The following is a 15166-nucleotide window of genomic DNA, read 5'->3' on the forward strand; positions in this document are numbered from 1 at the left end:
CAAGTCCCCCTGCATTGATAAGTGCCTGTTATGGCTGGCACCGTATGAGCGAAGTCTGTCTTTTGAATCGTGTTCGTGGCTTGGCCGCAGGTGACCCCTCGGGCAGTTGGCTGCCAGCAGGCACTGCGTTGAAACGGCTGACCGAAATGACGGCTGAGTCCGGAGCCTATAGGCCTGGCGGCCGACGGGTCACCAGTGGACGATACTTGTCTCTTGGGCGAAACCACCCGGGTTCGCTGGGTCCTAGTGGTGATTCTGGGCGTGAGCTGTAGCAACGGAGCCTGTCGACCTGCATCTGGTTTGGCACAACGGCGGTCCCGTCCGGGAGCCAGGCCAGCTGGATTGTTTAGTGCATCCGGACCTTGGCTGGTGTGCCGGGTCTGCGTCGGCGAGACGGTGCAGGTCACCAGCCTGCCGCCCGCAGACCCTGTCCGTCACACGCGCGCAGGACTACGATTTTCCCTGGTGACCAACCACACGGTGACCAGCGCAGGCGTGGCCGACGCAGAGTGAGGAAAACGCTGTGACCGCAGGGACGAGACTGAGCGGACCGCACTGGCGAAGAGTGGTGGCCACCCTCGCCAACAACGACGCCCGGACCGCCTACGCGCAAATAGTGCTCGGCGCCAAGCTCCCCGACGTGGCTGCTGATCTGAATGACCGACGGCGAAACCGGGCCATCGCCGCCCTGCTTGAGTCAGGGCTTGTCGAACGGAATGCTGGTAACGAACTGGAGGCGTCTGAGGCGATCTTCCGCAACCTGCTCATGCAGCAACCACGGCGACAGGCGCAGACCGGATTGGCTCGCTTCATGCGCCTGGGCAGGATCGAGAGGTATCCAGCCAACATGGACGAACGGCGGGAACTTCTGGCCTGGATTGTCAGCCAAGCCATCGAGCCTGGCGAATACCTAACGGAAAAGCAGGTCAATCAACGGCTCCTCAGTTATACCGATGATGTCGTTCTGCTGCGCCGCTACATGATCGACTTCGGACTACTGGAACGGACGCCCTCCGGATCCGCCTACTCCCGGCACGACGAAACGTAAGAAGGAGAAGAAGGACTGTAGACACCTGGTCCCCTGCATCCCGGTACACCCGGACAGACCTGGAGTCTCGGTCGCCCGGATTTCTCCGTCAGTCTGTCAACGGGTTTTCACTATCCGTCCCATTCCCGCCAGGCTCACTACCCGGCAGAGAAGGCTAGCCGCTGCCCCGGCACAGGACCCGGATACCGGGTCCCAGGCGCTACGGCGATCCGCCAATACCCGGCGATTGCGGCCCGGTCGCTGTCAGCACGGTCGTAGGCTACTTTGGAGACCGGACACTAGCGGCCTGGCCTCAGGCCCCGAAAGAAGGACTGAGTGGACACTGATGCTGGTACGTGGTTTCTGAGTCGCGCTGAGCGGGGGAATCTGGCAACAGACGTACACGCGGGCGGTGCCGGATCGCCGTCGTGGTCGGAGGGCAATCTGGTGAGGCCTCTGATTCATGGAGCGACCTACTTCGCCCGGCTGCATGAGGAGTTGACGGCTCTGCAGGCGGGAGACCGCGTGTGGTTCACCGACTGGCGTGGCGACGCCGACGAGCGGCTGCTGGCGGACGGACCGTCGATCGGCGACGTGCTCGCGGCGTTGGCCCGGGCGGGAGTGGAAGTGCGGGGCCTTGTCTGGAGATCCCACGGAGAGCGCGTATCGTCCCCAATCAGCAACCGATCCAATGAGCTCCTAAGCCGTCAGGTCAACGACGCCGGCGGAGAGGTGCTGCTGGATCAGCGTGTACGCCTGTTCGGCTCCCATCACCAAAAACTCTTCGTCATCCGCCGCCGTGACGATCCGTCACGGGACGTCGCGTTCGTTGGCGGAATCGACCTTTCGCACAGCCGTCGAGACGACGCCGACCACGCGGGAGACCCGCAGCCGGTGACCATGGATTCCCGGTACGGGAAACGACCCCCCTGGCACGATGCCGCCCTCGAACTACGCGGCCCCGTGGTGGGAGATGTGCTGGCAGTGTTCGCTGAACGATGGAACGACCCCCATCCCTTGGACCGCCACACCCCCTACCGGATGCTTCTGCAACGTTTGGCCCGTATGCCCCGTCACCCCGAACCGCTCCCGGCCACTGCACCGCCGCCGCCACCTGCTGGCCCTCATGCCGTGCAACTGCTGCGCACCTATGGCGTGAAACGTCCCCCGTTCCCGTTCGCGCCTGTTGGGGAGCGCAGCATCGCCCGCGCCTACGCGAAGGCCTTCGCCCGCGCCCGCTCGCTGATCTACGTCGAAGATCAGTACCTGTGGTCGACAGAGGTCGCAGCCGGAATCGCTGAGGCCCTCGAAAGGAGTCCAAAATTGAGGGTGATTGCCGTCGTGCCCCGTTACCCCGACTCGGATGGGCCTCTCGCAGGGCCGCCGAGCCGAATCGGGCAACTGCGTGCCATCAGAATGCTGCACCGGGTCGCGCCCGGCAGGGTCGGCGTGTTTGACCTGGAGAACCGCTGGGGAACTCCGATCTACGTCCACGCCAAAATCTGCATCATCGATGACACCTGGTTTACCTGCGGCTCAGACAACTTCAACCGCCGATCCTGGACCACCGACAGCGAGCTCACCTGCGCCGTATTCGACACGACTGCGGACAACCGGGAAGCGCCCGGCACAGACAGCGGCCACGACACCTCCCGGCCGTTGGCCCGTGGGCTCCGGCTCCAACTCTGGGCCGAACACCTGGGCCTGGACCAGAACGATCCCCAGTTCCACGACCCGACGGCCGGGCTCGAACTTTGGAACGCGACCGCAGATGCTCTCGACCGCTGGCATGAAGCTGGCCGCCGCTCGCCCCGACCCGCCGGACACGTACGTCATCACACTCCAGAGCCAGTGTCGCCCCGCCAGCGTCTCTGGGCGGATCCAATGAGCCGCCTTGTCATGGACCCGGACGGCCGCCCCCGCCGGCTGCGCGGCACGACCCGGTTCTAGGCATGCAAATCCGGTGCAAGGAGGGCCGGACGGTGCGGCCTTTGCTTCTTCTGGAAACTTAGGACAGTCGGCTGGAGAATTCCTCGGCAGTCATCGGGGTGGAGAACATCGGGTAGTCGTATGCGATTGCGTTGTCGTGTTCCTCAACAGATGTTGCAGCGACACAGTCGCTCAGTGTCACCACCTGGTACCCGTTCTCGTAGCCACTGCGCATGGTTGATTCAACGCAGCAGTTGGTCAAGAACCCGCCCAGGGCGATGGTGGTGATGCCTTTGCTGCGCAGGATGAAGTCCAGATTTGTGCTGGCGAAGGTGTCCAGACCCCTTTTGCCTTCGATGACGATGTCGCCCTCTGCCGGCGCCAACTCGTCGATGATGGCCGCACCCCAGGTTCCCTTGACGAACACGCCACCGTCCACGACCCCCTTGAGGATCCCGTACGGGTGCTTGCCGAGCTCGTTGTAGCCCTCGGCAAACGTGATGGGGGCGTGCATTACCGTAACCCCCGCTGCGCGGGCCGCCTCGACAACGCGAGCCGTGTTGGCGAGCATGTCGGTCTTTTCCATGACCGGTCGAACAGCGTCATGTAAGCCGCCGCCCTCGGACGTGAAGTCGTTCTGGTATTCGATAAGTACAACGGCTGTGGTGTTCGGATCGAACTTCAAGGCATCCTCCTGGTAGGCGGTGAACCGCCCGCAGCAGTGCAGACGGTCGAGGTCAGAGTAGTCGCCACCCCGGAACAGGACAAGGGCCCCGTCCCCGCCGGGCGAAGAATCGCACCCCGAAATCCGTCCCCGGGCGCTTCCCGGGACCACTCCCACCGGCGTGTTGCTGTCCAAACGGCTGTGACCAAGGTGGGCTAGCTACGGGAAGAACACGCACGACGGGTCCGTGGTCGCCGTAAGACCCGTCGCGTAAAAGTCCGCTGACACCAATACCTTGCGCGATCATCCCGCGAGCTGGTGAAAGCTTGCAAAGCAAAAGCGGGCCCTGCACGATTCACCGTGCAGGGCCCGCTTTGATGGCAGCTACTTGGAAGATGACTTCCAGCTGGCTAGGCCGACATCTCGCAGAAGAAGAAGCAGCAGCAGCCTAGAAGTCCCAGTCCTCGTCCTCAGTGTTGACAGCCTTGCCAATCACATAAGACGAACCCGAACCCGAGAAGAAGTCGTGGTTCTCGTCCGCGTTCGGCGACAGGGCCGACAGGATCGCCGGGTTTACGTCGGTGACGGAAGCCGGGAACATGGCTTCGTAGCCCAGATTCATGAGGGCCTTGTTGGCGTTGTAGTGCAGGAACTTCTTGACGTCCTCGGCCAGGCCGACGGAGTCGTAGAGATCGTGCGTGTACTGGACCTCGTTCTCGTAGAGCTCGAAGAGCAGCTCAAACGTGTAGTCCTTGATCTCCTGCTTGCGCTCCTCGGAGCACTTCTCCAGGCCCTTCTGGAACTTGTAGCCGATGTAGTAGCCGTGGACGGCCTCATCGCGGATGATCAAGCGGATAAGGTCGGCCGTGTTCGTCAGCTTGGCCCGCGAGGACCAGTACATCGGCAGGTAGAAGCCCGAGTAGAACAGGAAGCTCTCCAGCAGCGTCGAGGCCACCTTGCGCTTCAGGGGGTCGTCGCCCTGGTAGTAGTCCATGACGATCTGGGCCTTCTTCTGAAGGTTCTCGTTTTCGGTGGACCAGCGGAAGGCCTCGTCGATCTCCTTGGTGGAGGCCAGCGTGGAGAAGATGGAGGAGTAGCTCTTGGCGTGCACGGACTCCATGAACGCGATGTTCGTGTAGACAGCCTCTTCATGCGGGGTGAGGGCGTCCGGAATCAGCGAGACGGCGCCGACGGTGCCCTGGATGGTGTCCAGCAGGGTCAGGCCCGTGAACACGCGCATGGTGAGCTGCTGCTCGTCCGGGGTCAGCGTGGCCCACGACTGGACGTCGTTGGACAACGGCACCTTCTCCGGCAGCCAGAAGTTGTTGACCAGGCGGTTCCAGACGTCCACGTCCTTGTCGTCCTGGATGCGGTTCCAGTTGATCGCCTCGACGTGGCTAAGCAGCTTGACCTTTTCGGTCATGTCATCCCCTAAATGTTGGGTTAGTTCTTAGTTAAAGCGTACGACGGCGGGCGGCCACCCGCCGTCGTACTCGGCAAAAATCAACCTAAATCAGTTGATCACAACATGCAGCTGACGCAGCCCTCCACCTCGGTCCCTTCCAGCGCGAGCTGGCGGAGACGGATGTAGTAGATGGTCTTGATGCCCTTCTTCCAGGCGTAGATCTGGGCCTTGTTGATGTCGCGCGTGGTGGCGGTGTCCTTGAAGAACAGCGTCAGGGACAGGCCCTGGTCCACGTGCTGCGTGGCTGCGGCGTAGGTGTCGATGACCTTCTCGTAGCCGATTTCGTACGCGTCCTGGTAGTACTCCAGGTTGTCGTTGGTCAGGTACGGTGCCGGGTAGTACACGCGGCCCAGCTTGCCTTCCTTGCGGATCTCGATCTTGGACGCCACCGGGTGGATTGAGGAGGTGGAGTTGTTGATGTAGGAGATCGAACCGGTGGGCGGGACAGCCTGCAGGTTCTGGTTGTAGATGCCGTGCTCCATGACGGAGGCCTTCAGCTCGCGCCAGTCATCCTGCGTGGGGATGTGGATGTTCTTGAACAGCTCCGCGACCTTCTCGGTCTGCGGGACCCATTCCTGCTCGGTGTACTTGTCGAAGAACTCGCCGGAGGCGTACTTGGACTTCTCGAAGCCGCCGAAGGTCTGGCCGGTCTGGATGGCCAGCAGGTTGGAGGCGCGGACAGCGTGGAACACCACCGAGTAGAAGTAGATGTTCGTGAAGTCCAGGCCCTCTTCGGAGCCGTAGTGGACCCGCTCGCGGGCCAGGTAGCCGTGCAGGTTCATCTGGCCGAGGCCGATCGCGTGGCTCTGGTCGTTGCCGCGGGCGATCGAGGGTACCGAGGTGATGTTGGACATGTCCGAGACGGCCGAGAGGGACCGGATGGCCGTCTCGATGGTCAGGCCGAAGTCCGGCGAGTCCATGGTCTTGGCGATGTTCAGCGAACCCAGGTTGCAGGAGATGTCCTTGCCGGTCTGGTCGTAGGACAGGTCATCGTGGTACGTCGTGGGCTGCGAGACCTGGAGGATCTCGGAGCACAGGTTGGACATGATGATCTTGCCGTCGATCGGGTTTTCCCGGTTCACGGTGTCCTCGAACATGATGTACGGGTAACCGGATTCGAACTGGATCTCGGCGAGGGTCTGGAAGAACTCGCGCGCCTTGATCTTGGTCTTCTTGATCCGGGAATCGTCCACCATCTCGTAGTACTTCTCGGTGACCGAGACGTCGGAGAACGGCATGCCGTAGACCTTTTCGACGTCGTACGGGGAGAACAGGTACATGTCCTCGTCCCGCTTGGCGAGCTCGAAGGTGATGTCCGGGATGACGACGCCGAGCGAGAGGGTCTTGATGCGGATCTTCTCGTCCGCGTTCTCGCGCTTGGTGTCCAGGAAGCGGTAGATGTCCGGGTGGTGCGCGTGCAGGTACACCGCGCCGGCACCCTGGCGGGCACCGAGCTGGTTGGCGTAGGAGAAGCTGTCCTCGAGGAGCTTCATCACGGGGATGACGCCGGAGGACTGGTTCTCGATCTGCTTGATCGGCGCGCCGACCTCACGGATGTTGGTCAGCGCGAAGGCCACGCCGCCGCCGCGCTTGGACAGCTGCAGGGCGGAGTTGATGGACCGGCCGATCGACTCCATGTTGTCCTCGATGCGGAGCAGGAAGCAGGAGACCAGCTCGCCGCGCTGCTTCTTGCCGGCGTTCAGGAACGTCGGGGTGGCCGGCTGGAAGCGGCCCTCGATGATCTCGTCCACCATCTGGGTGGCGAGCTTCTCGTCGCCGCGGGCCAGGTGCAGGGCCACCATGCAGACGCGGTCCTCGTAGCGTTCCAGGAAGCGCTTTCCGTCGAACGTCTTCAGCGTGTAGGAGGTGTAGAACTTGAACGCGCCCAGGAAGGTCTCGAAGCGGAACTTCTTCTTGTACGCGCGGTTGTAGAGCTCGCGGATGAAGTTCATCGTGTACTGGTCGAGGGTTTCGCGCTCGTAGTACTCGTTTTTGACGAGGTAGTCGAGCTTTTCCTCGAGGTCGTGGAAGAACACGGTGTTGTTGTTCACGTGCTGCAGGAAGTACTGGTGCGCGGCCTCGCGGTCGGCCTCGAACTGGATCTCTCCGTTGGGGCCGTAAAGGTTCAGCATGGCGTTCAGCTCGTGGTAGCCCAGGCCCTTGTACGCGGCTGGCATCTCGTGCTTCTTCTGTTCCTGCTTCTCAACGGCGACGGCGGTGCCGGTGCTGGTGCCGTTGGGCAGGCCTGCGCCCTCTGTTACTGCTGTGTCTGCGACAGTCGTGTCCAAAACTCTTCCAATCCTTGTTGTACGCGGTTGACGTCTTCCGGCGTCCCCATGAGTTCGAAGCGATATAGGTGCGGGACCTTGCACTTGGCGGCGATGATGTCCCCGGCCATGCAGTAGTTGTCCCCGAAATTGGTGTTCCCTGCGCCGATCACTCCGCGGATCAGCTTCCGGTTGCCCGGGTCATTCAAAAACCTGATGACCTGCTTTGGAACAGATCCCTCTCCCCCGGTCCCGCCGTAGGTCGGCACCACCAGCACGTACGGCTCCCGGGCCGCCAGCGGAGCGTCCCTCGGGTAGAGGGGGATCCTGGCGGCGTCGACGCCCAGCTTCGCCACGAAGCGCGCGGTGTTTTCGGAAGTGGAGGAAAAGTAGATGAGGCTGCAGTGGGTTAGTTCGGGAGCCGCTGTGCTGACCGCTTCCCCGCTGTCAGCCGTGGTAGCTACCCGATCATCAGTTGTTACAACCATGGGACTCACCTCATCTACCGTGGAATTTTGCCCGGTAGCGGCGTCCGGAGCGTTTCAGGCTACAGCGAATGCCTGCGCCAGTTCTTCAATCTTGTCCGGACGGAAACCGGACCAGTGATCCTGGTCCGTGACGACGACCGGGGCCTGCATGTAGCCCAGGGACTTCAGGCGCTCAAGGGCCTCCGCATCCTGGGAGATATCGACGCTCTGGTAGGCGATGCCCTTCTTGTCCAGAGCGCGGTAGGTCGCGTTGCACTGAACGCAGGCCGGCTTCGTGTAAACCGTAACGGTCATGGTCCTGTCCCCTTAGTTGAAAGTCTTCTTCGGAGCGCTTCCCCGGCTCCGACCGTCCCGCGTGATGCTCTGCTGGAACTGTAAGTCGATACTACATGTAGTGCAAGAGCCTCACGTGGACCCCAAGATGATGTATTACAAGTATGTCATTTAACCCACCGTTAATCCACAGGAGGGGGCCCGCCAAATGTCCGGATTTCCGCCATTTTGGCGGACGAAATCCACACCCTGTGGAGTAGTTAGCCACATTAATCACCCCCGCGTGTCGCACCGCAGACGGCGTGTCGCGCGCTTCCGCGGGGACCCCGGACGGTGGCGCCGGCCACTACATCTGGTGTCCGGGCACACGAAAGAGGCGGACACCGTGGTGCCCGCCTCATGGGGACGTGATTGTTCTAACACCCGCATTCCAACAGTCCGCCGTGACCGGGCGCCACGGGAACGCCGCCGGGCCCCGGTCGAGGACCCTGGGAGCTACTTGAGGGACGCTCCGGGACGTGCCCGGCTGCCGAGCCGGCAGCTGACCGGTCCTACCCCAGGGGCTCCGGCCGGCTGCAGAGGATCTGGTCCACGCCCATCCGGGCCTCGGCGAAGCTGCGCAGCGCGCCCACCAGGTACAGCCGCCAGACGCGGGCGATTTCCTCGCCCATCATGGCAGCGGCGGCGTCGTGGTTCTCCTCGAACCGGGCGTACCAGGCCTCCAACGTCCGGACGTAGTGCCGGCGCATGCCCTGCACCCCCTCGATCTCGAGGCCCGCGTCCTCGAGGAACCCCAGCGTCTCCCCCACCGGACGCATGTGCATGTCCGGGGCGATGAAGGACTCGATGAACGGGCCGCCGCCGGGGTGTTTGCCGTGCCGCGACATCTGCTGGACCAGGACCCGGCCGCCGGGCTTGACGTTGCCGAACAGGGCGGCCGCATAGACGGGGTAGTTGCGCTGGCCGACATGCTCACCCATTTCAAGGGACGCGACGGCGTCGAACGGCCCGTCCGGGATCTCCCGGTAATCCTGGACCCGGATCTCGACACGCCCCTCCAGCCCGCGTTCTTTGATGCGGGCGTCGATGAACGCCTTCTGTTCCACCGAGAGGGTGACGCCGACGACGTCGACGCCGTAGTGCTGCGCCGCGTGCAGGCTCAGGGAGCCCCAGCCGCAGCCGACGTCGAGCATCCGCATCCCCGGGGCCAGGCCGATCTTGCGGCATACGAGGTCCAGCTTGTCCCGCTGGGCGTCCTCGAGGCCGTATCCGGAGGTGTTTTCCCCCTGGGGGTCCGTCCAGTAGCCGCTGGAGTAGGCCATCTGCGGGTCCAGGATCAGGGCATAGAAGTCGTTGCTGAGGTCGTAATGGTGGCTGATGGCCGCCCGGTCCCGGAGCAGACTGTGCAGCCGGCCCCTGACCCGGGCCTGGCTGGCCGGCGGCTGCGGCGGCGCGCCGAGGGCCCCGGCGGCTGCCGCGATCCGGGCAGCGCCGGCCAGCAGGGCCGGCGTCGGGCGGATGCTGCCGAGGCCGCGGTCCCGCGCCACCTTCCAGAGGTGCTGCAGCGTGGCGTTGAGGTCGCCGTCGACGTCGAGCTCGCCGGTGACGTAGGCCTGGGCGGCGCCCAGCTCCCCCGGCGCCCAAAGCAGGCGGCGGAGGGCGTCCGGCGAGTTCAGCCGGACCACGGGCGCGCCGGACGGTCCCGCCTCACTGCCGTCCCAGACGACGAGCCGGACCGGCAGTTCCCCGCCGACAACGGGCCGCAGGACGTCGGCTATGGTGTCCGCGAGCTGTCCCGTCATGCCGCGGCTCCCTTCTCAGCTCCCTTGCCGATGCCCTTGGTTGAGTTGGTTGAGTTGGTTGAGTTGGTTGAGTTGGTTGAGTTGGCTGCGTTGGCTGAGTGGGCAGTGGCGCCGGCGACACTCTTGGTGGCGGCATGGTCGAGCACGATCTGCTGCACGTCCAGGTAGCCTGTCTCAAACCCGGCCCGGGAATAGCACAGGTAGAACAGCCACATCCGCTGGAAGACCGCGTCGAAGCCCATGGCGCCGACCTCGTCCGCACGGGCCATAAACCGCTCCTCCCAGAGCCGCAGGGTCTGCGCATAGTGCTCGCCCATCGCGAGCCGTTCGCGGACGCGCAGCCCGGTCTGCTTCTCGGTGATGTCCTCGATGGCGCGGACGGAGGGGATAACTCCGCCGGGGAAGATGTATTTGTGCACCCAGGTGTAGCTGGTGCGGGTGGCCATGAGCCGGTCGTGGGCGATCGTGATGGCCTGGATGGCCACCTTGCCGCCGGGGGCCAGGACGCGCTCGATCGTCTGGAAGTAGGTGGCCCAGTATTCGAAGCCGACGGCCTCGATCATTTCGACCGACACGACGGCGTCGTACTCGCCCTCCACGGCGCGGTAGTCCTTGAGCTCGATCGTGACGGCGTCCGCGTAGCCGGCCTCGGCGACGCGCCGGCGGGCCAGTTCCTGCTGTTCGCTGGAGAGGGTGACGGAGTAGACCGTGGCGCCGCGGGCCGCGGCACGGAGGGCGAGCTCGCCCCAGCCGGTGCCGATCTCCAGGACGCGGGTGCCGTCCTTCACGCCGGCCTTGTCCAGCAGCCGGTCGATCTTGGCCTGCTGCGCGGCCGCGAGGCCGTCCCAGGCCACGGTCCGCAAGGCGTCTCCGCGTTCGGGGAAGAGGGCGCTGGAGTACGTCATGGTGCTGTCCAGGAACGAGGCGAAGAGTTCGTTGGAGAGGTCGTAGTGCCGGGAGATGTTGGACCGGGTGTTCTTCTCGGTGTTCCGTTCCTTGCGCGGCTGGCGCGGAAGGTAGAGGCCGCGCAGCTTCTGCAGCGGCTCGGGCACCAACGTGCCGACGCGGGAGGCGAAGACCTCCATGACGGCGGTGAGGTCGTCCGCGTCCCAGTCGCCGGCCATGAAGGACTCGCCCAGGCCGATCAGGCCGCCGTCGCCGAGCCGGGCGGCGAAGGCCTCCGGCCGGTTGATGGTCATGACAGGGTAGGTGCCGCCGTCGGGGGTCTCGCTGAACTCGGGCTGCCCCTGCGCCGACTGCCTCAACGCCGGCTTACCCAATACTGTGCCGTCCGGGTAGCGCACTTCCAGCGGGAGCCTGCGCACGGCAGCCTTGAAGATGGCCTCCGCGGCGTGCCCGGCGAGGCGGGCCTTGAGGCTCGACGGCACCGCGGCGATGCTGGGCCAGATGGCTGCGTCAATGGTGACGGGCGGCTGCGGAACCGTGTAGGGAACCGGGCCGCTTATTGCGGCGTCGATTGCGCCCTTTATTGCGCCGTTCACAGCGCTGTTGCGGGTGGTGTCCGGTGTCCGTCCCGTACCGGATCCGGTCGCTTCGGTCATTGTCACTGAACTGCCTCCTGTGAAGGGTGGTGTGGTCTCTTGATGATGGGCAGGCGGCGTGCCCACAGCTTGATGCCCTGCCAGCGGATCTGCGCGGAGACGCGCAGCGGGGCGAGGGGTACCGCGAGCGCCGCGGACAGGATGTTCCGCAAGGTGGCTTCGTGGCGGACGCCGTCCATGGTGGCGATGAAGGGCTGGTGCCCCTCCCGCTCCAGGACGATCGACACGGCGAGGCGGTCGCCGGGTTCGGGGAGCTTCATGCGGTACTGGCCGTCGACGTCGTTGAACGGCGAGACGTAGAACGCCTTCGGCACGCTCGCCCGGCCTGCGCCGTCCGTTTCGAGGAGGTAGCAGTGCCGCTCCCCGTAGGTGTTGTGGACCTCGACGACGACGCAGCGCGGGTTCCCCGCAGCGTCATGGCACCAGAACACGCTCAGCGGGTTGAACACGTGCCCGAACACGCGGGCGCTGGCGAGCATCGTGATGCGTCCGCCGTCGGGCCGGATCCCCTGGGTTGTGAGGTAGCGTTCGACGTTGCCGCGCAGGGTGCCGGCCGGGTCGCCGAGGTGGTCCTCCACGCGGAAGCCGGCCAGCGGCCGGAGCAGGCGCGGCAGCTGCGGCAGGTGGTCGATGTCGACATACCAGCTGTAGCTGCGGTACGTGAAGGCGTTGTGCAGCGGGGTGCGCCGCACGTGGGAGATGGCCGTCCGGTAGATGGCTGCCCGCTGGACGGCGGGGCCGCCGGTGGCGGGGCGGATGGTGGCGGGGCGGCTGGTGGCGGGGTCGCTCATGATGCCTCCGCTGTGTCCTGAAGAACTGTGGCCTGATGAACCGTGGCCGGCTGGAGGTCCCGGTCCACGGCCGCGGGACGCACATTTACAGCGCCGCCGGACGCCGGGAGCCGGTCCCAGTCGCGGCCCAGCCGGGCAGCGGCCTTGAGCCCGGACAGGGCGCCGTCCTCGTGGAATCCCCAGCCGTGGTAGGCGCCGGCGAACGCCAGACGCTCATCGCCAAGGGCGAGGATCCGCTCCTGCGCCTTGAGCGACTCCGGGGTGTACTGCGGGTGCTCGTAGACCATGCGGTCCAGGACCGTGGCGGGGTCAATGAGTTCGGATTCGCCGAGGCTGACGATGTACCGGCCGCCGTCCACGGGTTCCAGCCGCTGCAGCCGGGTCATGTCGTAGCTGACCAGGACCTTGTCCGGGCGGGCGTCGCAGGAGGGCAGGCGGTAGTTCCAGGAGGCCTGGGCGTTGGGGCTGGCCGGCAGCACGGCGGCGTCGCGGTGGAAGATCGTCTGGTTCACCGAGTACGGCATGCCGCCCAGGGCGTCCTTCTCGGCGGCCGAGGCATCGGCAAGCATCCGCAGGGCCTGCGCCGGGTGGGTGGCGATCACGACGGCGTCAAAGGTTTCGCTGACAGTCCCGGTGCCCCGCACGGACGTGATGTCGACGCCGGCGGCATGCCGCTGCACCCCGGTGACGGGGCTGGAGAGCCGGATGTCCGGCAGGGTCCGGGCGACCTTGTCGACATAGGTGCGCGAGCCGCCGGTGACCGTGCGCCACTGCGGCGAGCCCTTGACGCCGAGCAGGCCGTGGTGGCCCAGGAACGTGAACAGGTAGCGCGCCGGGTACGCCAGCGCCGTGGTGGGGTCGCAGGACCAGACGGCGCTCACCACGGGGGTCATGAAGTGCGAGACGAAATAGCTGCTGAACTTCTCCCGGGCCAGGAACTCCCCCAGGGTGAGTTCTTCTCCCCGGGCTGCTCCGGTGGAGGGTTCGGCCAGCAGGGCGCGGGCCCGGCGGTGGAACCTGGTGACCTCCAGCAGCATCCGCAGGTAGCGGCCGCGCAGCAGGGTGGAGGGCCGGGGAATGATGCCGCTGGCGTTGGGACGCGCGCCGGCATACTCCAGGCCGCAGCCGTCGCAGCGGACGGACATGCTCATCTCCGAGTCCTGGGTCTGGACGCCGAGCTCGGCGAACAGGCGCAGGAGCGTGGGGTAGGTGCGTTCGTTGTGGACAATGAAGCCGGTATCCACGCCCAGGGTCGGCCCATTGTCCTGCGGCACATCGTGGGTGTGGGCGTGGCCGCCGGGCCGGGAGTCCGCCTCAAAGAGGGTCACCCGGTCCTGGCCGTTCAGCACGTATGCGGCGGTCAGCCCCGCCACCCCGCTGCCGATGACGGCAACCCGGCGGCCTGCCGGAATCCCTGCTGCTTGCGACACTGGTCTGCTCCTGTTGTCTCGTCCAAAACGTCTTACGGGCAATTCGTCGCCGTCGGGGCATCGGATGAGTAGGATTCTGGCATTTTTTTCGGCGCAGGCCTTTCGGACGCGCCCGCGGAGCGCCCGGGTGTGCCGGATAGAATGAAGCGGGATTTCCGGTCCCGCCATTCCGGTCCCGTTCCAGTGGACCCGCTACCAGGCGAAGGGCAGCCCTTGATCAACCCCGTTCATCTGCGGACCCTTGTGGAAGTGATCCGGCTCGGATCGTTCGCGGCCGCCGCGGCGCGGCTCGGCTACACGGCGTCGGCCGTCTCCCAGCAAATGTCGGCGCTGGAGCGTGACACCGGCGTCACGCTGTTCCAGCGGGCGGCGCGCAGCATCCACCCGACGGATGCCGCCGTCGTCATGACCCGGCATGCGGCGAAGGTGCTCACCGACATCGAGGCGCTCATGGCGGCTGCCTCGCGGGCGCAGGAAAGCACCAGCCAGGAGCTGCGGCTGGGCATTTTCCCGAGCCTCGCCACCTATGTGCTGCCTCCGATCCTGAAGAACCCGGCCTGGAAGAAGCTCGGCATCGACCTGCGGGTCTCGGTCGCAGAGCCGGCCCAGACCATCCAGGGCCTGCGGACCGGCGGCGAGCTCGACGTTGCCTTGGTGTACCAGGTGGGGCAGTCCGGCCTCGCGTGGCCGCACACGGTGGACCGGCAGTGGATCGGCGACGACGACTTCCGGGTGGTGCTTCCGGCGGCCTGGGGAATGGGCACGGATTCCAAGGTGGCCGCCCCGCACCTCTCGGACATGCCCTGGATCATGCATCACCCGGGAACCTCCGACGCCACGGTGATTGAGCGCCTTTTCGCGAGCTGCAACCTGCATCCCCGTGTAGTGGCCTACAGCGATGATTTCCATGCCAGCCTGGAGATGGCGGCCGCAGGGCTCGGCGCCGCACTGGTCCCCGAACTCGCGCTGCGGCACCGCCCGGCCGGCGTGGTGGTCCTCGATGTGCCGGAGATCCGGCTCGCCCGGAATGTTTTTGCCCTGCTGATCAACGAGAAGCAGACCGCCCAGGTCCAGCTGTTCGTGGAACTGCTGGCCGAGACCATGCATAAGCTCGGGACCGTACGACCAGCCTGAGGGCACCAAGGCTGAGGGCGCCGCGACTGAGGGCGCCCGGCCTGAGGGCACCGCGACTGAGGAGGGGTTCCCACATGGCTCCCGATCGATAAGGATGGGGTCCATGAGCCAAACCTATTCAGCCTCCCGTCCCGTTGCCTCCGACAACCCCGGGGAAGTCGCCGCCGCGGTCCGCGCGGCAACCGAGGAACTCCGTGAAACCCTCCGCGGGCACGGGATCGACGTCAGTTTTGAGGACATTGCCCTGCTGGGGCACACCGAGTCCTGGGACGACGAGGGGCAGCGGTGGGTCAACGTCGACTGGGAGGGCGAGCAGGCGGGGTAGCCCGGCGCG

The 15166-nt window shown here is 65.4% G+C and carries 13 protein-coding genes; 4 read left to right on the forward strand and 9 right to left on the reverse strand.

All coding sequences use genetic code 11. The features are described 5' to 3' along the window. Positions 1-523 precede the first annotated feature (523 nt). Both LDO15_RS13225 and LDO15_RS13230 read left to right on the forward strand, forming a co-directional pair. A complete protein-coding gene (locus tag LDO15_RS13225) occupies positions 524-1048 on the forward strand; it encodes a DUF2087 domain-containing protein (protein ID WP_223979393.1) in 525 nt (174 codons plus the stop codon). A 315-nt stretch (positions 1049-1363) separates the two neighbouring features. Further along, a complete protein-coding gene (locus LDO15_RS13230; RefSeq protein WP_223979396.1) occupies positions 1364-2977 on the forward strand; it encodes a phospholipase D-like domain-containing protein in 1614 nt (537 codons plus the stop codon). Between the two features lie 58 nt (positions 2978-3035). On the opposite strand, the gene LDO15_RS13235 is transcribed toward LDO15_RS13230, so the two are convergent. The 9 genes from LDO15_RS13235 to LDO15_RS13275 form a co-directional block, all read right to left on the reverse strand. After that, positions 3036-3815 (reverse strand): cysteine hydrolase, encoded by a 780-nt coding sequence (locus tag LDO15_RS13235; protein ID WP_223979398.1) that lies wholly within the window; start codon positions 3813-3815, stop codon positions 3036-3038. A 253-nt stretch (positions 3816-4068) separates the two neighbouring features. Further along, positions 4069-5043 carry a class 1b ribonucleoside-diphosphate reductase subunit beta gene (gene nrdF / locus LDO15_RS13240; protein ID WP_223979400.1) on the reverse strand — a complete coding sequence of 325 codons (975 nt, stop codon included), beginning with the start codon at positions 5041-5043 and terminating at the stop codon, positions 4069-4071. Between the two features lie 98 nt (positions 5044-5141). Next, on the reverse strand, positions 5142-7262 hold the full coding sequence (nrdE, locus tag LDO15_RS13245) for a class 1b ribonucleoside-diphosphate reductase subunit alpha (protein ID WP_223987355.1): 2121 nt from the start codon (positions 7260-7262) through the stop codon (positions 5142-5144). Between the two features lie 80 nt (positions 7263-7342). Further along, the gene (gene nrdI / locus LDO15_RS13250; RefSeq protein ID WP_223979401.1) at positions 7343-7840 is read right to left on the reverse strand and encodes a class Ib ribonucleoside-diphosphate reductase assembly flavoprotein NrdI; all 498 of its coding nucleotides are present in this window, start codon (positions 7838-7840) and stop codon (positions 7343-7345) included. Positions 7841-7894: 54 nt separating this feature from the next. Beyond that, entirely contained in the window at positions 7895-8134 is a 240-nt protein-coding gene (gene nrdH, locus LDO15_RS13255; RefSeq protein WP_223979402.1) for a glutaredoxin-like protein NrdH, read from the reverse strand. Positions 8135-8664: 530 nt separating this feature from the next. Beyond that, the gene (locus LDO15_RS13260; RefSeq protein ID WP_223979403.1) at positions 8665-9915 is read right to left on the reverse strand and encodes a cyclopropane-fatty-acyl-phospholipid synthase family protein; all 1251 of its coding nucleotides are present in this window, start codon (positions 9913-9915) and stop codon (positions 8665-8667) included. After that, positions 9912-11477, reverse strand: a complete 1566-nt coding sequence (locus tag LDO15_RS13265) for a class I SAM-dependent methyltransferase (protein WP_223987358.1) — start codon at positions 11475-11477, stop codon at positions 9912-9914. The genes LDO15_RS13260 and LDO15_RS13265 overlap by 4 nt, the downstream gene beginning before the upstream one ends. Positions 11478-11479: 2 nt before the next feature. Continuing rightward, positions 11480-12268 (reverse strand): DUF1365 domain-containing protein, encoded by a 789-nt coding sequence (locus LDO15_RS13270; protein WP_223979404.1) that lies wholly within the window; start codon positions 12266-12268, stop codon positions 11480-11482. After that, a complete protein-coding gene (locus tag LDO15_RS13275; RefSeq protein ID WP_223979405.1) occupies positions 12265-13698 on the reverse strand; it encodes an FAD-dependent oxidoreductase in 1434 nt (477 codons plus the stop codon). Before LDO15_RS13275 ends, LDO15_RS13270 begins: the two co-directional genes overlap by 4 nt. A gap of 213 nt (positions 13699-13911) precedes the next feature. On the opposite strand from LDO15_RS13275, the gene LDO15_RS13280 reads away from it, so the two are divergent. Then, on the forward strand, positions 13912-14832 hold the full coding sequence (locus LDO15_RS13280; protein ID WP_223979406.1) for a LysR family transcriptional regulator: 921 nt from the start codon (positions 13912-13914) through the stop codon (positions 14830-14832). A gap of 103 nt (positions 14833-14935) precedes the next feature. Next, the gene (locus tag LDO15_RS13285) at positions 14936-15157 is read left to right on the forward strand and encodes a hypothetical protein (protein ID WP_223979407.1); all 222 of its coding nucleotides are present in this window, start codon (positions 14936-14938) and stop codon (positions 15155-15157) included. Positions 15158-15166: the final 9 nt, after the last annotated feature.

It is taken from the genome of Arthrobacter sp. NicSoilB8 (assembly GCF_019977355.1).
In the GTDB taxonomy this organism is placed as follows: Bacteria; Actinomycetota; Actinomycetes; order Actinomycetales; family Micrococcaceae; genus Arthrobacter.

Coding starts and splice junctions, on each gene's coding strand:
- LDO15_RS13260 (WP_223979403.1), bottom strand. CDS start 9,915: ATGACGGGACAGCTCGCGGACACCATAGCCGACGTCCTGCGGCCCGTT.
- nrdF (WP_223979400.1), bottom strand. CDS start 5,043: ATGACCGAAAAGGTCAAGCTGCTTAGCCACGTCGAGGCGATCAACTGG.
- LDO15_RS13270 (WP_223979404.1), bottom strand. CDS start 12,268: ATGAGCGACCCCGCCACCAGCCGCCCCGCCACCATCCGCCCCGCCACC.
- nrdH (WP_223979402.1), bottom strand. CDS start 8,134: ATGACCGTTACGGTTTACACGAAGCCGGCCTGCGTTCAGTGCAACGCG.
- LDO15_RS13285 (WP_223979407.1), top strand. CDS start 14,936: ATGAGCCAAACCTATTCAGCCTCCCGTCCCGTTGCCTCCGACAACCCC.
- nrdI (WP_223979401.1), bottom strand. CDS start 7,840: ATGGTTGTAACAACTGATGATCGGGTAGCTACCACGGCTGACAGCGGG.
- nrdE (WP_223987355.1), bottom strand. CDS start 7,262: ATGCCAGCCGCGTACAAGGGCCTGGGCTACCACGAGCTGAACGCCATG.
- LDO15_RS13265 (WP_223987358.1), bottom strand. CDS start 11,477: ATGACCGAAGCGACCGGATCCGGTACGGGACGGACACCGGACACCACC.